The 16,145-nt window shown below is 37.3% G+C and carries 17 protein-coding genes; 3 read left to right on the forward strand and 14 right to left on the reverse strand.

What is annotated here, in order from left to right:
* Positions 1–24 precede the first annotated feature (24 nt).
* The 7 genes from C7B89_RS21155 to C7B89_RS21185 all read right to left on the reverse strand — a co-directional run bounded on the left by C7B89_RS21155 (position 25) and on the right by C7B89_RS21185 (position 8,236).
* The gene (locus C7B89_RS21155; protein WP_115674543.1) at positions 25–927 is read right to left on the reverse strand and encodes an SGNH/GDSL hydrolase family protein; all 903 of its coding nucleotides are present in this window, start codon (positions 925–927) and stop codon (positions 25–27) included.
* Positions 928–958: 31 nt separating this feature from the next.
* Positions 959–2,188: an aminopeptidase gene (locus C7B89_RS21160; protein WP_004225611.1), complete on the reverse strand. Its 1,230-nt coding sequence runs from the start codon at positions 2,186–2,188 to the stop codon at positions 959–961.
* A gap of 1 nt (position 2,189) precedes the next feature.
* Positions 2,190–3,338, reverse strand: coding sequence for a DEAD/DEAH box helicase (locus tag C7B89_RS21165; protein ID WP_004225614.1), 1,149 nt, complete (start codon positions 3,336–3,338; stop codon positions 2,190–2,192).
* Between the two features lie 215 nt (positions 3,339–3,553).
* Positions 3,554–4,255 carry a cysteate racemase gene (gene cuyB / locus C7B89_RS21170; protein ID WP_066038221.1) on the reverse strand — a complete coding sequence of 234 codons (702 nt, stop codon included), beginning with the start codon at positions 4,253–4,255 and terminating at the stop codon, positions 3,554–3,556.
* Positions 4,252–5,484: a carboxylate--amine ligase gene (locus C7B89_RS21175; protein WP_054549004.1), complete on the reverse strand. Its 1,233-nt coding sequence runs from the start codon at positions 5,482–5,484 to the stop codon at positions 4,252–4,254. Before C7B89_RS21175 ends, cuyB begins: the two co-directional genes overlap by 4 nt.
* Positions 5,485–5,539: 55 nt before the next feature.
* Positions 5,540–6,622: a C39 family peptidase gene (locus tag C7B89_RS21180; protein ID WP_244205745.1), complete on the reverse strand. Its 1,083-nt coding sequence runs from the start codon at positions 6,620–6,622 to the stop codon at positions 5,540–5,542.
* A 117-nt stretch (positions 6,623–6,739) separates the two neighbouring features.
* Complete coding sequence (locus tag C7B89_RS21185; RefSeq protein WP_115674545.1) at positions 6,740–8,236, reverse strand: class I adenylate-forming enzyme family protein; 1,497 nt, start codon at positions 8,234–8,236, stop codon at positions 6,740–6,742.
* Between the two features lie 244 nt (positions 8,237–8,480).
* Here C7B89_RS21185 and C7B89_RS21190 point away from each other — a divergent pair, with 244 nt between their 5' ends.
* Positions 8,481–9,074, forward strand: a complete 594-nt coding sequence (locus tag C7B89_RS21190; protein WP_048394823.1) for a metallophosphoesterase family protein — start codon at positions 8,481–8,483, stop codon at positions 9,072–9,074.
* A gap of 40 nt (positions 9,075–9,114) precedes the next feature.
* On the opposite strand, the gene C7B89_RS21195 is transcribed toward C7B89_RS21190, so the two are convergent.
* The 6 genes from C7B89_RS21195 to C7B89_RS21220 form a co-directional block, all read right to left on the reverse strand.
* The gene (locus C7B89_RS21195; RefSeq protein ID WP_115674546.1) at positions 9,115–10,866 is read right to left on the reverse strand and encodes a methyl-accepting chemotaxis protein; all 1,752 of its coding nucleotides are present in this window, start codon (positions 10,864–10,866) and stop codon (positions 9,115–9,117) included.
* Positions 10,867–11,147: 281 nt separating this feature from the next.
* Positions 11,148–11,732, reverse strand: a complete 585-nt coding sequence (locus C7B89_RS21200; RefSeq protein WP_115674547.1) for a DUF305 domain-containing protein — start codon at positions 11,730–11,732, stop codon at positions 11,148–11,150.
* A 102-nt stretch (positions 11,733–11,834) separates the two neighbouring features.
* Positions 11,835–12,023: a cysteine-rich CWC family protein gene (locus C7B89_RS21205; protein ID WP_115674548.1), complete on the reverse strand. Its 189-nt coding sequence runs from the start codon at positions 12,021–12,023 to the stop codon at positions 11,835–11,837.
* A gap of 78 nt (positions 12,024–12,101) precedes the next feature.
* The gene (locus tag C7B89_RS21210; protein WP_048394825.1) at positions 12,102–12,299 is read right to left on the reverse strand and encodes a hypothetical protein; all 198 of its coding nucleotides are present in this window, start codon (positions 12,297–12,299) and stop codon (positions 12,102–12,104) included.
* Between the two features lie 12 nt (positions 12,300–12,311).
* On the reverse strand, positions 12,312–12,521 hold the full coding sequence (locus C7B89_RS21215; protein ID WP_004225632.1) for a hypothetical protein: 210 nt from the start codon (positions 12,519–12,521) through the stop codon (positions 12,312–12,314).
* Between the two features lie 44 nt (positions 12,522–12,565).
* On the reverse strand, positions 12,566–12,799 hold the full coding sequence (locus C7B89_RS21220) for a hypothetical protein (protein ID WP_016993469.1): 234 nt from the start codon (positions 12,797–12,799) through the stop codon (positions 12,566–12,568).
* A gap of 134 nt (positions 12,800–12,933) precedes the next feature.
* Between C7B89_RS21220 and C7B89_RS21225 the strand changes: the two genes are divergently transcribed.
* Entirely contained in the window at positions 12,934–13,428 is a 495-nt protein-coding gene (locus tag C7B89_RS21225) for a L,D-transpeptidase family protein (RefSeq protein WP_048394827.1), read from the forward strand.
* A 39-nt stretch (positions 13,429–13,467) separates the two neighbouring features.
* On the opposite strand, the gene C7B89_RS21230 is transcribed toward C7B89_RS21225, so the two are convergent.
* Complete coding sequence (locus tag C7B89_RS21230) at positions 13,468–14,235, reverse strand: DUF2935 domain-containing protein (protein WP_048394830.1); 768 nt, start codon at positions 14,233–14,235, stop codon at positions 13,468–13,470.
* Between the two features lie 210 nt (positions 14,236–14,445).
* Here C7B89_RS21230 and C7B89_RS21235 point away from each other — a divergent pair, with 210 nt between their 5' ends.
* Positions 14,446–16,119 (forward strand): ribonuclease J, encoded by a 1,674-nt coding sequence (locus C7B89_RS21235; RefSeq protein ID WP_054548998.1) that lies wholly within the window; start codon positions 14,446–14,448, stop codon positions 16,117–16,119.
* Positions 16,120–16,145 lie beyond the last annotated feature (26 nt).

Below are 16,145 nucleotides of genomic sequence, written 5' to 3' on the forward strand. Positions count from 1 at the left end.
TAAGATGCCTTAGATACCTGTTATTTAGATGTATTTGATAAATGCCTTATATCCCGGGAATCCCTGAATTACGTAAGTCATACGAGGAGATTGATGTTGTGTCACATTTTGCTTCTGAGGCTTTGCTGATGATTGTTGCTTTAGGATTTCCTCAAATGACTTGGGATTTGGCTTTGGCAATTCTGCTGAAGAGATGTTTAAAGCATCACTACCACTATAAACTTGTAAAAATGAGTTAGCCATTTGTCGATAGCCTTCAATATTTGGATGAACATCAGCACTATTTGGTAAGTAGTTGGTTGCATTCAATCCAAAGGCATCATAGACATTTATATAAGCTGCGCCAGCTTGCTCTGCTTGTTGTTGTAAAATCGTATTTAATCTAACTAGCTGGGCATTGGTTCCTTCTTTTTGCGTCGGATGAACTGTTGGATAAGCAAAATAATACCCTATAACATAGATTTTTGCTTTAGGCGCACGTTCTTCTAATTCATCCAAAATCGATAGCATATTTTTTCTTGCCAAATTTAAAGCGTAATCTGCCTGAAGCTGTGAAAAAGCTAAGGTCCCTGCATTTGGGTTTACCTGGACAAGACGTAATAAATCATTAGCCCCTGCTGAAATTGTAATAAGCGTCGCATTTGCTAATAAATTTTGCGCTTCCTCAGATCGTATTCGTTCTAATACATCTGCCGTAGTAAAGCCAGGAAAAGCAAGTTCTTTTGTGTAAAATGATAATTGATCAATCGAACTTAATTTCATGGCAATCAAATCACTATACCCTACATCAATTTCTTTGTAGGGTGTTTGACCTGCTGCTAAGGAATCGCCAATAGCCACATAGGTTTCTGTTTGAGCAAAAGCAGATGAAACCCCAATTGTCATGAATACTATTGTCATACCTATCAAGCTACAAAATCGTTTCATCTGCTTCCCTCTTTTCTTATTGACTAAAAATTTAAAATGCCCAGCTACCCTTGCGGAAAATTGGCTCAACTGTACCATCTGGTAAAATACCATCGATGTCCATTTCTCCACTGCCAATCATGAAGTCTTCGTGTGTCACAGAAATATTGGCACCCAATGCTTCAAGTTGACCGTTTTCTAGGTCTCTACCACCCTCTAAGCAAGTCGGATATGCCTCACCAATAGCTAAATGGTTTGAAGCATTTTCATCAAACAGCGTATTAAAATATAAAATTTCCGACGCTGAAATTGGTGACTCGTGAGGGACAAGTGCTACTTCACCTAAGTAGCTTGAGCCTTCATCCACTTGAATAAGCTCTTGCAATAAATCATGTCCTACTTCAGCCTCTGCCTTAATAATTTTGCCCTCTTCAAATGTTAATTTAAAGCCATCGATGATATTGCCCTGATAGACTAATGGCTTCGTATTACTAACATAACCGTTTACACCTTGTTTCATTGGCAGTGTATAAACTTCTTCTGTTGGCATATTGGCCACAAAGACATTATCTTCTGGTGTTTTACTACCACCAGTTAGCCATTTATGTTGTGGTGCTAAAGCGATTGTTAAATCTGTACCAGGTGCTGTATAGTGAAGCTTTGCATACTTTTTATTATTTAAAAGCTGTGCACGAGATTCTAAATTAGCTACATGCTGACGCCAATTATCAACTGCATTGCCTTCTCCAATATGAACCGTTTTAAAGATAGCTTCCCATAATGCAGGTACTTGCTGCTCCTCTGTTAATTGAGGGAAAACCTTTGCTGCCCATTTAGCTGAAGGAACTGCTACGATGGACCAAGCAATTAAATCCTTCATGACTGCATTGCGATAGTTTTTCAATGCTGCCCCTGATACTTTTTGATGTGTTGCTAGTCTGTCTGCTGGAATTCCTGTTAGCTTATCAGGATCTGCTGCATCAATCCATAATAGAGCTCCTTTACGTTCAATCAGTTCATCACGCATTTTCACAACCCATTCAGGGAAGCGATTAAATTCCTCATCGGATGCATGCTCAAAATAAGCACGATCCAATTCATCATCGGAAAAGTTTACATGAACACGGCCTGCCCCAGCCTTGTAAGCCTCTTTTACAACTAAACGGGCAAAATCTAAAGCATCCACAGATGTATTGACTAATAAGTACTGGCCTGGTTGGATATTCACCCCCACTTTTACTGCAAGCTCTGCATATGCCTGTAATTTCTCTTCAAATGTCATACTATTTCCCTCGCTTCTGTCCAATTGTTTTAGAATTACCTTCAATCAGCTCGCCATCATGCCATATTTTTTGCACAGGCTTGCCCGGAATTTCCCTTGTCCATTTTTTATAGGTTTTTTCATCACGATAAGATAATAAGGTTAATACTTCACCATCAGCTCCAGCACGCCCAGTACGACCAGAACGATGCAAATACTGTTCAATTGTTCGTGGGACATCAACATGAATAACATGTGTTAAACCTGCAATATCTAAACCACGAGCTGCAATATCTGTTGCAATTAAAATACGTGCATCTCCTTTACGGAATGCATCTAACGCTTTTTTACGTTCTTCTTTCTTCATATCAGAATGGAGCGTGACAATCGGTGCTGAACGGTATTGTAGTTTTGTTTCCTTCATTAATAATTGATCGATATTATTAACAAAAGCCAACGCTCTTAAACCCTCTGTATGGGAAAGTCGGCGCAGGAAATCCGTTTTATCACGTTCTTCTACCTTCACAAAAGAATGGACAACTTTACCGACCTTTAACATGTCCTCAGGCTTAATTTTAAAACGCAGTGGCTCAAACATCATACGACTTGCCACTAATTCAATTTCCTCTGTAATCGTAGCCGACACAACAACAACTTGTCGGCCATAGGCAGAACCTTCGATAAAGGATTTGATTACAACACGGTATTCCCGACTTAGTAATTGATCACATTCATCTAAAATAACTGTTTCGACTTCTTTGAGTTTTAATTTTCCTGCTCGTGCTAATTCGTTTAAACGCCCAGGTGTGCCAACAACAATCGTTGGCTTTTTCTTCAACTTTTCAATTTGACGAGCAGAATTGGCACCACCAATCAGCTGTTGAACAGTGATGTCTGTTCCAGCTGTCCACTCACGAATAACTTCTACGATTTGCATAGCGAGCTCTTGCGAGGGAGCTACAATCAGTCCTTGTGTTTGCTTTTTTGCCCCATTCACTTTATTTAATAATGGTAAGACATATGCTAACGTTTTACCTGATCCTGTTGGTGATTCCGCCACAATATCTTTGCCTTCAAGCATAGCTGGTATCATTTCATCTTGAATTTTCATGGGTGTTTCAAAGTTCCATTTTGCTTGTAGTTCTTCTTTTAATAAATTTATGACTGACATGTTATTTCCCACCTTCTATCTACTTGACACTAGTTTAACACACTCCGTAGGTTCCTACTTTATATGTACGTAAGCAATTGTCTAATCGTTTCAAGAGAACATTGCTTCCTTTCATAAAAAATCTGCTTCACTCAACACGGAAAGTAAGCCTGTCCACAACTCTTTCAAGAATTGTAGCTTACCCGTGAAAAGCAAGCAGATTCTTTTCAATTCAACTAATCGACTAATTCATAACCACAAGCTAAAATGGCACATTCAGCTAAAACGATTAATGAATCAATATAAATGTCACTTAGCTTTAAATCTCTGTTTACAACAGATAGCTCTGTACAACCTAATACAATTCGATCACAATTTAGTGCTAGCATCGCCTCTTCTATCGGTTGCCAATCTTCTAGCGTAACATCCTTCCCAGCCTTGACATAATCATAAATGATCGACATCACATAGGATCTCATTTCATTATCTGGAACAACTGGTGTAATACCAAACTCCTCAAGTGCTTCCTGATACATCCGTGATGTTAACGTGCCTGTTGTTGCTAAAATACCTACTCGCTTTGCTCCTAAATCAGCAGCACGCTTCGCTGTTTCGCGAATCATATGCAAGACAGGTATAGGAGAACCCTCTTCAATTTCTTGATAAAACGTATGCGCCGTATTACATGGGATCGCTATTATGTCTGCTCCTACCGAAGCTAATTTTTTTGCATCCTCAATAATGACTGGAACTGGATTATCCTTTGTATTATCTAAAATAAAGGCCGTACGGTCAGGAATATTTGTATCATTATCAATAATGGTATGTAAATGATCCTGATCTTTTTGTGCTTTCGTACGTCTTACAATCATTTCTCCTATAAACATTGTTGCAAGTGGACCAACGCCACCAATTATACCTAAAGTTTGTTTTTTCATGTGTTAGACAGACCTTTGTTATTAAAATATTTCTTATAGCTACGATAAAAGCTTAAATTATCAAGCGTGACATTCAACCAACGTTTTGCATTCATATCCTTATAATTAAAAATAGAATCTGTAGCCATACCTTGACGAATTAAACTTTTCGCCTCCATTACTAGTTGTTCATTTTGAACATATTTGAACAGCACACCATTCGGTACAATTGTCCAAAGATGCTTGTTCCTCACATATGTTAGTTGTTGTTTACTTCCTCGAACATAATCGTTCGCTACATACTGCATCAAATTAAAGCCACTGGCCGTCACATAATAATTGGAAAGTTCATTATGTAATTCAATACTCAACAATTTATATTGACCATCACGATCATCATATTTCATATCAAATGTGGCAAAGCCTTGGAATTGTATCGCTTCAAGGAATAGCTTAACATTATCCATTAATTCCTGATGATAGGTTGTCATAATCGCTACATAACGTCCTATCCCTTCTGGAGAATGTTCTTCTAAAATAGGGTTTCCTACGGCAAGAAGTTTTGCCTTCCCATCTTGTCCTATATATGCATTAACAACACGCATGTTAGCGTCTTCACCTGGTATATATTGTTGAATCATCAGATCATCACGATAAGCTGATTCTTTATAGATAGCACGTAATATACTGTCCTTTTCGTCCTTATCATATGCAATATATACTTTTTTCTTACCAGGAAAAATACAAGTAGCATATTTTGTCATATTCATGGGCTTAATGACAACTGGATAATCAAATGGCATGTTGTAGTCTTCATAATCATTCACCGTGCATACATGTGTAGCAGGGTATTGAAAACCAAATTGTGCACATAGCTCATACATGCTTTCACGAGTTAAAAGTTGATGCGCAAGTGTGGCGTCTACATAGGGAACTAGAAAATCCTCTGCTAACTCTTCTTTGTGTTCTACGATTCTTTTGACATAAAATTCATCACAGGCTAATAGCAGTAATTTTTTGTCTCGGAACTCCTCCGCTATGGCTTTTAGGGCGGTCACAAATCTTTCTTCGATATGAAGTCGCGGTATCTCGCGAAAAGTCCATAAATCACTTTGTTGAATTTTTTCCATGTTTGTATGGTTTAGTGCAAGTGGTTTCACACCATAGGCTTCGTAAAATGCTCGGGCCATGCCATAAGCATTCATTTCATCTCCAAGTAAAACAGGTAAAAAAACGTGCTCAATGGCCATTCTACTCAACTCACTTTTACTTTTTTATTAGTGTAACATACTAATGATTTATAGCTTATTTATGAACAGCTACAGCTTGTTTGCCTAATTCCTGATAACTTTTGAAAAATTGATCGACATTGTAAGTAACATACCCTTTTAAAGGATCCATTACGACTACCTTATCACCTAAATGTCCCGTTAAGACGACTGCATGTAAGTTCATAAAAGCATCATGTCGAGTCGTTTCCCCTGTATAAATCCAGCCTCTTTCTGCTTTTCGTTTAGGCTTTGATAAATCTAGCGTTACCCATGTCACGACAGGAATACCTTCACGCACAAGCTGTAAAATGTCATCCTGTGAGGCGTTACTCATATTTTTGACATGTAAGTCAGCTTGTTTATCTGTAATAACTGCCTCAGCCGCTTTGACAATTGGAGCAGCAAAAACATACATACCACGAGCTTTATCACGAGGATTACCTGCAAAAGCTTCATTGGGATTTGGTCCAAAACGTTGATTGCCTACTGTTCGTATTTCTTGCTTTGGTAAATACTTGTCAGTCATTTCGAGTTTTGACACATTCATTCCAAAATAATTTAATACGGCTGTAAGTGAAGTAATTTCACAGCCATGTGGCAGCTCGGGGTTTTGCATGACAATAGGGACATCTAACTCCTGATCGTCTCTTAAAAAGTGTGTTTGCAATCGATAATAGGGCTTTGTTGTATCGTAAGTGAAATTCTCGATTGTTGTATACCCATTATTTGTCGTACTATTTTCAAGTGTCGTTGCCGCAATTGCATATTCTCTCCCTGCCTTTAGCTTCGAAAATATAGCTTCTCCCTCTTCTGAACCAATCGCTTCTTCCACTACATCACCTGTTTGTACATCTGTAACCGTAAGGAAAAGATTTGGAATAGGTGCCCCGCTATTAAACTCTACTGTTAAAACCGTTAATTGATTTTTTTGTTCAGCATCTTGCCAAGAAAATGGCTGACAGCCTGAAAGTAACATAATAATCAAAATGCCAATAAGTAAAAGGCGTTTATACCCCGTCCACAAGACAAATTCCGCTCCTATTCTAAGGCGAAGAGCAGCCTCTTCGCCATTCTCATTATTCAATTTGTCGTAGACTCTATTATACGATACTTTCATAGCCGTTCCTATTTTATCTTCATTTAGTAACTATTTTTTGTACTAATAGCGAGTTACACAAGACAGTGAACCCCAAAAATCTGGATAGCAATTATGCCAAAGGATAATTGAACTGTCTTAAATTGTTGTCACTTTCGGCCGTAATGTATGCTTTAGTACCTTCCCAGAGGCATTTCGTGGCAATTCTATTAAAAATTCAATTTCATAAGGTACTTTGTATTTGGCAAGTCGTGTTTGACAATAGGATAGTATCGAATTTTCATCAAGAGACTTCCCTTCCTTTAACACAACAAATGCTTTTGGTACTTCTCCATATACTTCATGTGGCAATCCAACCACTGCTGCTTCTAAAATTTCTGGCATTTGATATAGAACTTCTTCTATTTCGATGGGATAAATATTTTCTCCACCACGAATAATCATATCTTTTTTTCGATCTACAATATATAAATAGCCTTCCTCATCAAAGCGTCCTAAATCGCCTGAGTACAGCCAGCCATCCCTCATCGCTCTTGCTGTTTCCTCTGGATTGCGTAAATAGCCCTTCATTACTTGTGGTCCTCTTACGCATATTTCGCCCACCTCTCCAGCTGGTACGGTCTTTCCTTCACTATCAACTACACAAACCTCTGTCTGTGCTAATGGTTTTCCAACTGAGCCAATTTTCGTCAATGCATCCGTATCTAATAAAGAGGTAGCTGCAGGTGAATTTTCAGTTTGACCATAAAGATTTTGAACCTTTACATTTGGAAATGCTTCTTTCACTTGCTTTACAAGCTCATAAGGCATCGGGGCAGCACCGTAACATAGTAAACGTAAATGATTAAAGCTATGTTCCTTGAATCCAGGAGTATTTAATATAATGGTATACATAGATGGAACACCAAAGAAAATTGTCGCCTCAGTAGCTACAATTTGAGCTAACGTTTTAGTTGGTGAAAATGCTTCTTCAATGACCACTGTTCCCCCTCTATAAAACATAGGCATAGCAAATACATGAAGACCTGCACAATGAAACAAAGGCGTACAAATAAACATTTTGTCATTGCTAGACATATTCATAGAAGAAGACCAAATATCTGCTGTAGCCACGATATTCTGATGCGTTAGCATGACGCCTTTGGGTTTACCTGTTGTTCCCGACGTATACATGACCACTGCCGTATCGTCAGCCTCCAATTGCACAATTTTTCTAGCACGATTATCATATTCAATTATGTTTTTCATTTCTTGAAATCCGATTGTATGTTGGAATGAATAAGAAACGTCTTCTAATACCTCTGTTAATCTTTCATCAAAAATTAAGCCCCTTGCTTGTGAATGATTAAAAATAAAATCAACCTCAGGAGCAGCTAATTTAGTGTTAATTGGCATCACAATAAATCCAGCTAATTGGACACCTAAAGATGCGATTAAAAATAAATCTGAATTGAGCGTATATAGGGCAATCACATCATCCTTTTTAAAATCTTGTTCCTGCAAGTAAGTCGCAAATCTTTCTACACGTTGGTAAAAATCATGATAGCTTATTGCCTTTCCATCATACAATGTTGCAATTGCATTTGGTTGCTGCCCTGCATAGTCTTCCAGAATATCTGTCATAAACTTCGTCATTATAAGCCCTCCATACTTTCATTTTATTATTATTGAATAAACAAGAATGGGAAACTATTAAACTTCTTAAAATTCTGAAAATTACGATTATATTTTATCAAGCAATGTATTTCTTGGCAATTTTTCCACACATTCAAAATATGTAGCTGAAGTAACGAAATATTCATAGACATTTTACTTTTCTAGTAATTTCTATTAGGTGTATGATACTTGTACGATTATTATTAGGAAAGGCCGGGTTTAAATGCTTTATGCACTTTTAGGAGATTTACATTCTAATATAGAAGACACTAAAGCTGTTCTAGCTCATATTCAACAAACAGCAGAGGAAGCAACAATCATTGGGTTAGGGGATTTATATGAATGCACTGTAAGTAAGAAAAAGGCACAAACCATATCTGGCTTACCTTTGCAAAAGGCGGCCATAGTAGAAAGTGAATTTGAAAAACTGCTAACCTTCCCCTCTATTCGAGGCAATCAAGAAGAACGTATTACTCAGGTCACTGGCATTGAACGTTTTAAAGCTTTACCAGAGACAATAGAGATTGATGGAGCCACGCTTATGCACGGACATCAATTTAGGTGGAATGTAAGCTGGCAACCGACTTTCCCACACTTTCAAAAACCATTATTTTTCTTCGGGCATAGTCACGAATCAGGTCTTTATCATCAACAAAAAAAGCTGCCGATTCGTATTCGCTACGGGCAACCAATTGCGTTACAAGACAAACAATATGGTGTGAATGTAGGCTCTGTTATCAATCACCGTGAATGGTGTCTTTATGATAGCCAAAAGCGTACAGTGACATTTATGTGTGTTCCACCTATTAATCTATAAAAGAGCAAGCTAGTATGTAGACTAGCTTGCTTTCCATTTTTTAATGAATATATTGCTTTTTCTCGCTCAATAAAATTTCCTTTAACTCTTTTAATTTTTCAATTACAACATACGATTCATCCGTAATTTCTTTCAGGTATTTTTCAGCGCCCGTTTTATTGCTTACATTGTACTCACGCACTGCTTTTTTTGCTATATCATGCACGTGAATAAATGGTTGTTCTAACTCTGCGTAGACACGCTCATCACCTAACAGTTTCTTTCCTGTGCCGTAGTACCATTCGCCAAGGCGTGATTCTTTTGGAGACCCTACATCCTGCTCCGTCATCGTTTCAAAGCCTAGTAGCAAATTGTAGATTTTCCATCTCCACAATAGGTGATCGGTAATAGCTAATTCAATAATATCCTCTTGGCTAATAATAAAGTTTTTAGAAATTGTTGTGGATCGGTATCCATCAATCATTTTACTTAACTTATAAATGGCAGAGCCCATATCAAAAACGATTACCTTACTTTTTTGCATGCTCTCTGTAATTGTATGGTTACGTTCAGAAATAGTAGTAGCAGATTGTGCCTGAACCTTTGTCGTTGTAGCTATTTCCTCAAAGCGCGCCCCCTGCTGCTGTAAGTTTTTATTTAGCTCAGCTAGCGTCTGTGATATATATAAGGTATCTGTAACACCTTGATGTAAATCTTGGGAAAATTGAGTCGTCAATGAACTAATATTATGGGTAATATGAAGTAGCTCCTGTATATCTGTATGTATAGATTTGACAGATGTACTTGTATCATCAGCAAGTTTCCGAACTTCCTCTGCAACAACCGCAAAACCTTTTCCTGCTTCTCCAGCACGAGCGGCCTCTATTGATGCATTTAAAGCCAACAAATTTGTTTGATCTGCTATTTTTTTTATTAATTCCATTAATTTCGCTACACTATTTACACGCTCAACTAAACGCCTAATATCTTCCTGCATTGATTTATGGCCTTCATCGGTTGTCTGTAAAATAGATGATACTTGTTGTAATGATTCCAAATCCTGATTTAATTTTTTAAAGGCATGCTTTGTTTGCTCTGAAATATCACCCACTGATGTGGCAATTTCTTCAATACTTTCGTCTAACTCATGCATTAATTGATCTGCTGCAACAATCTCCTGTTGCTGAATCTCCTGAAATTCAATCAGTTCCTTAATGGTGTCTAACTGTGTATTATAAGTAATTATTTCACCTAATCCATTTACTACAGATCCTGCTTGAATTTCAATATAGGTCTCCAAAATAATTTGTTGATCAATTGTTACTAAGCTATCGTAAGACAATAAAACATCCAGCATTTTTTCTTCATCACGAGATAGTTCTTTGACAATAAGTGGAATGATTAATTGATTAATCAGTGTATAGGCAGATATCATCCAATTCGGTAGTACACCAATTCTTGCATGAACATAAGCAATTTTACGACGCTTAAAGACATAATCTAAATCTAATTCATCATCAAATAAGCTAATAAAATGTGTATCAAATAATCCTTTTAAGCGCTCTACTGTCGAATGTGTATTGATGACATGATTAAACTCTGGGATTTCCAGTAGACGAGCATAAAAATTATCGAGTATATGCTGTCGATTATTCTCATAAATTTTACGTAAAAACCCAACAGATTCTCTTCTAATTCTAGATAAAGCAAGGAAATCCAATTTTTCTTTAAAGCGTTCATTTGTTTCGATGTCTGAATTTTTCGTAGCCGAAAAATAATCATAACTTTGATTAATCTTCTTCCTTTTGAACATAGCTCCCACTCCTAGTTGTATTCAAGTAAAATAAAATTACCAATATTTTAAAGCCAATTATAGATTTCTCTTCATTACCTTCAACTAATAAAACATATATATTTTACCAACAATAGAATAACAAAAATAGATTCTCATTTAATTCTTTACACTTTATTATTTTTCCGTCCACTTTATTGACAATTTCTTATTTTCTTAGTTAAACACTGTCTTTACGCAGAAAAAGCGCTAAAATCCAGATTGATTTAGCGCCTTCTTCCCATATAAACTTCTCGTTAGTGCTAGCACTCGCAATCGCAATTTTGTAAGCTATCCAGTAGCTTTTCCATGGCTTCTAGTTGCTCACACAGCGTTTGAATCATGCAACGTAGGATTGGAATTAACTCTTGACAGATGCAGAATCTAAGCACATTTTGTGCCAGTCGTATACCACCCTGATGATGGACGATCATTTCCCGAAGATAATTGATATTAATGCTATTAGAGACTGGTGGAGCACACATTGCGTTGAACATAGCTTCTGTAATTTCTTTGTAAGCACACATATACTCGTATAATTCATACTCTGAATTTTGTACGACACAACATCGATTTTGTATCGCTTCAAGACTCTCAACCATTTCTGTATGTGTGCGAATGATTTCTAAGGCGAGATTTTGCACAGATATATTCGTTGTATAACGTAAAACATTTTCAGACATTTGTATTGCTGCAACTTGATGAGGGATGATTTGCTTAATAAAATTTTCTGAGATACTACAAGTAATGGTTACATAGGTCATACCCTGCATCATTTTTTTGAGGATTCGCTGATATTCCTCTAAATATGCCTTTGTCACATTACTGAGTTCAATTGGTTTAGCCATTAGACACACTCCTTTCAGAGTAATGTATGCCTGCTAGGTTGTTGTGCGATAGACAATTGTACCAATTGCTCAATTTTTACCAACCTTTATCATCGTAAAAAACTATACTTGCTCTTTCTTATATGTAGCTATGCATGTTGAACAAATGCATAGATTTGGCTCTCTTTGCACTGTAGTTAACAGGGTTTCTGGAATGCTAACTGTCATACACCAGCACTCTTTTTCACCTTTTGCCACGCCACAATGGTTTTCGCCTCCGCATAATGGACATTTCATTTCTCCAGTTGACATGCTTTCACAACTCCTTTATTTTTCATCATTGTAAAATAAAAAGGGAAGAGCGCTCAATACCTTGCTCCTCCCAAAACTTTAATGTTGATGCTTGTGTATATCTTGTTTTACCTCTTCAATGTCAGTGTCACTATAAATAGATGTTCCACGTCCGCCACTTTTTGCTAGCAGGGCCTTCACTTCATTATAGGATAATCCTGCCTCTGCATTTTTTTGCTTCACTTCGTTAATATTTGTGCCTGCAGATGTAAACTGGATGTCTTTTTCACGATTCATCATTTTAACCTCCTATAATTCATCTGGCTGCATTTCAATTAATTCGTCGCCTTCTCTTTTTACACGCTTATTGAGTTCCTCTATCGGAATGGCATCTACAGTTTGCATATCCTCATGCAGATCGAAAAGACTAATCGTATCTGATTCAACCATGTCAGGCTTGTCCTTACTATTTAAATTCATGAACATTTTCTTTTCATGTGGTATTTTTTCGATGTCCATTCTGTCACACTCCTTTTCCTATAATGTGTGTAATGCTGAACAGATTATGTGTCTTTCTCTTTCGCACTTTTATCAATTCGATGATACTCAGCTATTTGAATAACTCGTACATGTTTTGTGTGCAGTTCATGGTATATCCCCCTACTATCCGTAAAGGAAATATATTGATCACGTTCATTTTTCACTAATTTTTCTGCCTCTTGTTGCGATTCAATAAAAATGAATCTTCGTACATAATGTACCTCATCAAAAAAATACGTAATTTTAAATTCCTTCATCTTTATGCCCCTTAATCCTGCAATGTCACCGCTTATTCTGTCCAGAAACTGAAAAACCTTGCATTCCTAAAATTACATAAAACATCTGATGCATATAGTAGAGCAATAAACCTTTGCATTGGAGGGAACAATAATTGATTCATACTGTCAAAGCTGGTGAAACCCTTACTCAAATTTCTCAAGATTACCGTACATCTTTGGCATCCATTCTCGCTGCTAATCCAGGAATTCAGCCTGATCATCTTTTCATGGGTCAACAAATCGTCATCCCTGGCTTGCCTGAGCCCGACACAATTCCTTACCGTATTGAGATATCTACCAACAATCGCTGGCTCCGTTTATATAGAGACAATATCCTTCAAAAACAATACCCAATTGCAGTTGGACGCATGCTTCACGAAACACCAGTAGGTAGTTTTATGATCATCAATAAAGCGCCAAACCCTGGTGGTCCTTTTGGCACGATGTGGATGAGTCTTTCTAAACAACACTACGGAATTCATGGCACAAATGATCCTAGCTCTATTGGGCATGCTGTTTCACATGGGTGTATCCGCATGCAAAATCGAGATGTTGAAGAGCTAGCCAGTATTGTGCCAATAGGTACAGAAGTAGTGATTCATCCCTAACTTAAAAGGCTATCTAGTTAGTTTAGATAGCCTCTTGTTTTACTTATCTTGTTCTCTAGCCTGTGCGAGCTTCGTTAAATAGTATTGCTCCTCACGCCACATATGGTCCGCCATAGGAGCTGTAAATGAACCTAGCACCTCTGCACTTAGCTCCATTTCTTCTAGCTCTCTTAAAAATGTTTTAAATAATGTCATTTCAAGCTCAACATCTTTACTAAAGCGTTTTAAAGCAGGAAAGGAATTCATATTTGTACGTAAATAGCCTGTTAATTCAACAGCCTTTAAATAAAATTGCTCAAAGTGTTGAGCAAACTCATGGCTCTTTTGCTTCAAACGCTTCTCAACACCATCTAAATCATCATTAATAATGCCTGCATGACCGGAGGCATCTAAAAGCCAAACTAAATGATGATGAAGCTCATGAAAAATAGGTGGTGCTTCTCCTTTTTTTAAATAACCCAGCACATTTTGATATTCTTCTAATTCATTAACCATATGATTGACAAACGTAGGCGTTAAATGAATCCCAATATCCCCCAATAGTTGATGTCTGAGTAGACGAAGCTTGAACTGCTTAAATTGCTCAACATTGTCGTCCACGGACACTGAAAAGGATACAGCATTTGAATCATCGAGTGAAGGGACATAGGTAAGTAGCTGCGAGAATTGATAAATATACGTATGGGCTCTTTGAATATCTTCTTCTTCTGAGGGATAAAGGGCGTCATGAATAAATTGAGCGTGGTTTTGCATGATTTCTAGCCAAAATCTATGCTCGAAAATAGCATGTTGCACAAAATTTGACAAAGGTCTACCTCCTCTTATCTTGATTTTAGAGAAATAAACTAAAAAACTTCCCTCGAGCTGTCTTTGCTTTCTGTTATCTCCCCATTCTATTCTTCGTGCTATACAATTAGTCTTACTGTAAATTTCGTATAGGATGAAATACTAAAAGCTATACTACCTATGGCAAAACCATTTAGATGGCTTTATTTAAAACTATAGGAGGGAAATACGTTGTCAACAAGTAAACAGCTATTATCCATATTCGCCCTAGGTGGGATAAATGAAATTGGTAAAAATATGTATGTAGTACAATATGCAGATGACATAATTATTATTGATTGTGGAGCAAAATTTCCGGATGAAACCCTGCTCGGAATTGATTTAATCATTCCTGATATTACGTTTTTACTTGATAATAAGGAGAAAATTAAGGCATTAATTGTCACACATGGACATGAGGATCATATTGGTGGAATTCCCTATTTATTAAAAAAATTAAACGTCCCTGTGTATGCTACCCGATTCACCCTCGGACTTATTGAGTTAAAGCTTAAGGAACATAAACTTTTAAGAGAAACGGATTTAATTGAAATTCATGCTGATTCAGCACTACATTTAGGACAAATCGATATTAGTTTCTTTAGAACCAATCATAGTATACCCGATTGTTTAGGAATCGTTTTAGCTACCCCTGAAGGAAATGTTGTCCATACGGGAGACTTTAAATTTGATCTAACGCCCGTTAACAATCAGTTTGCTGATATTCATAAAATGGCTGAAATCGGTTCAAAGGGTGTGCTTGTCCTTATTTCAGAAAGTACAAATGCAGAAAGACCAGGTTTGACCCCTTCTGAGCAACTTGTAGGGCATCATATCGAGGAAGCCTTTTTACATGCTGAACGAAAAGTAATCATCTCAACCTTTGCTTCAAATGTTAATCGCATCCAACAAATCGTACATGCTGCAATTGCCACCAATAGGAAGCTAGCTTTAGTAGGGCGTAGCATGGTCAATGTCGTTGATGTCGCGATTGAACGAGGTTATTTATTTGTACCAGAAGATCTGTTAATTGATGCACGAGAGGTCAAATACCTCCCACCAGAAGATGTCGTGGTCCTCTGCACAGGTAGCCAAGGTGAGCCTCTAGCTGCACTAGCAAGAATAGCAAATGGTAATCATCGTGAAATTAAGGTTTTACCAGACGATACAGTCATTCTTGCGGCTTCACCAATCCCAGGTAATGAAAAGGGCGTTTCTCGCATTGTAGACAATTTATTTCAGCTTGGTGCTAAGGTTATTTATGGTTCTTCCAGTCATACAGGTATGCATGTATCAGGACATGGTCATCAAGAGGACTTGAAACTTATGCTGACGTTTATGAAGCCTAAATTCTTCATCCCTATTCATGGTGAGTATCGTATGTTACATCAACATCGTTTATTAGCAGAATCTATTGGCGTTCAAAAGGGACATACATTTATTATGAAAAATGGTGATGTAGTTGATATTGAAAATTCAAAGGCAAGGCAGACACGGAAAATTCCTGCTGGGGATACCTATGTTGATGGGATTGGCATTGGTGAGGTGGAAGGTATTGTCCTCCGTGATCGCAAGCAACTTTCAGAAGACGGAATGCTTGTTATTGTGTTGACACTCAATAAAGCTGACGGAGCTTTTATTTCAGAACCCGATACCATTTCACGTGGTTTTGTTTATGCTAAAGATTTCGAGGCACTGTTAACTAAAGTCAATGTGCTTACCAAAGAAATCGTCAATGAGCTTCAAGAAGAGGGCAGACAGCAAATACATGTCCTTCGCCGAGAAATTAAAAGAGCTGTTGGACAATATTTATTTACCCAAACAAAAAGAAAGCCCATGATTTTACCAATTATTATTGAAATTTAACAAGTCGGTGCAAGGATTGCCCAATC

It is taken from the genome of Lysinibacillus capsici, assembly GCF_003367505.1.
Classification (GTDB): domain Bacteria; phylum Bacillota; class Bacilli; order Bacillales_A; family Planococcaceae; genus Lysinibacillus; species Lysinibacillus capsici.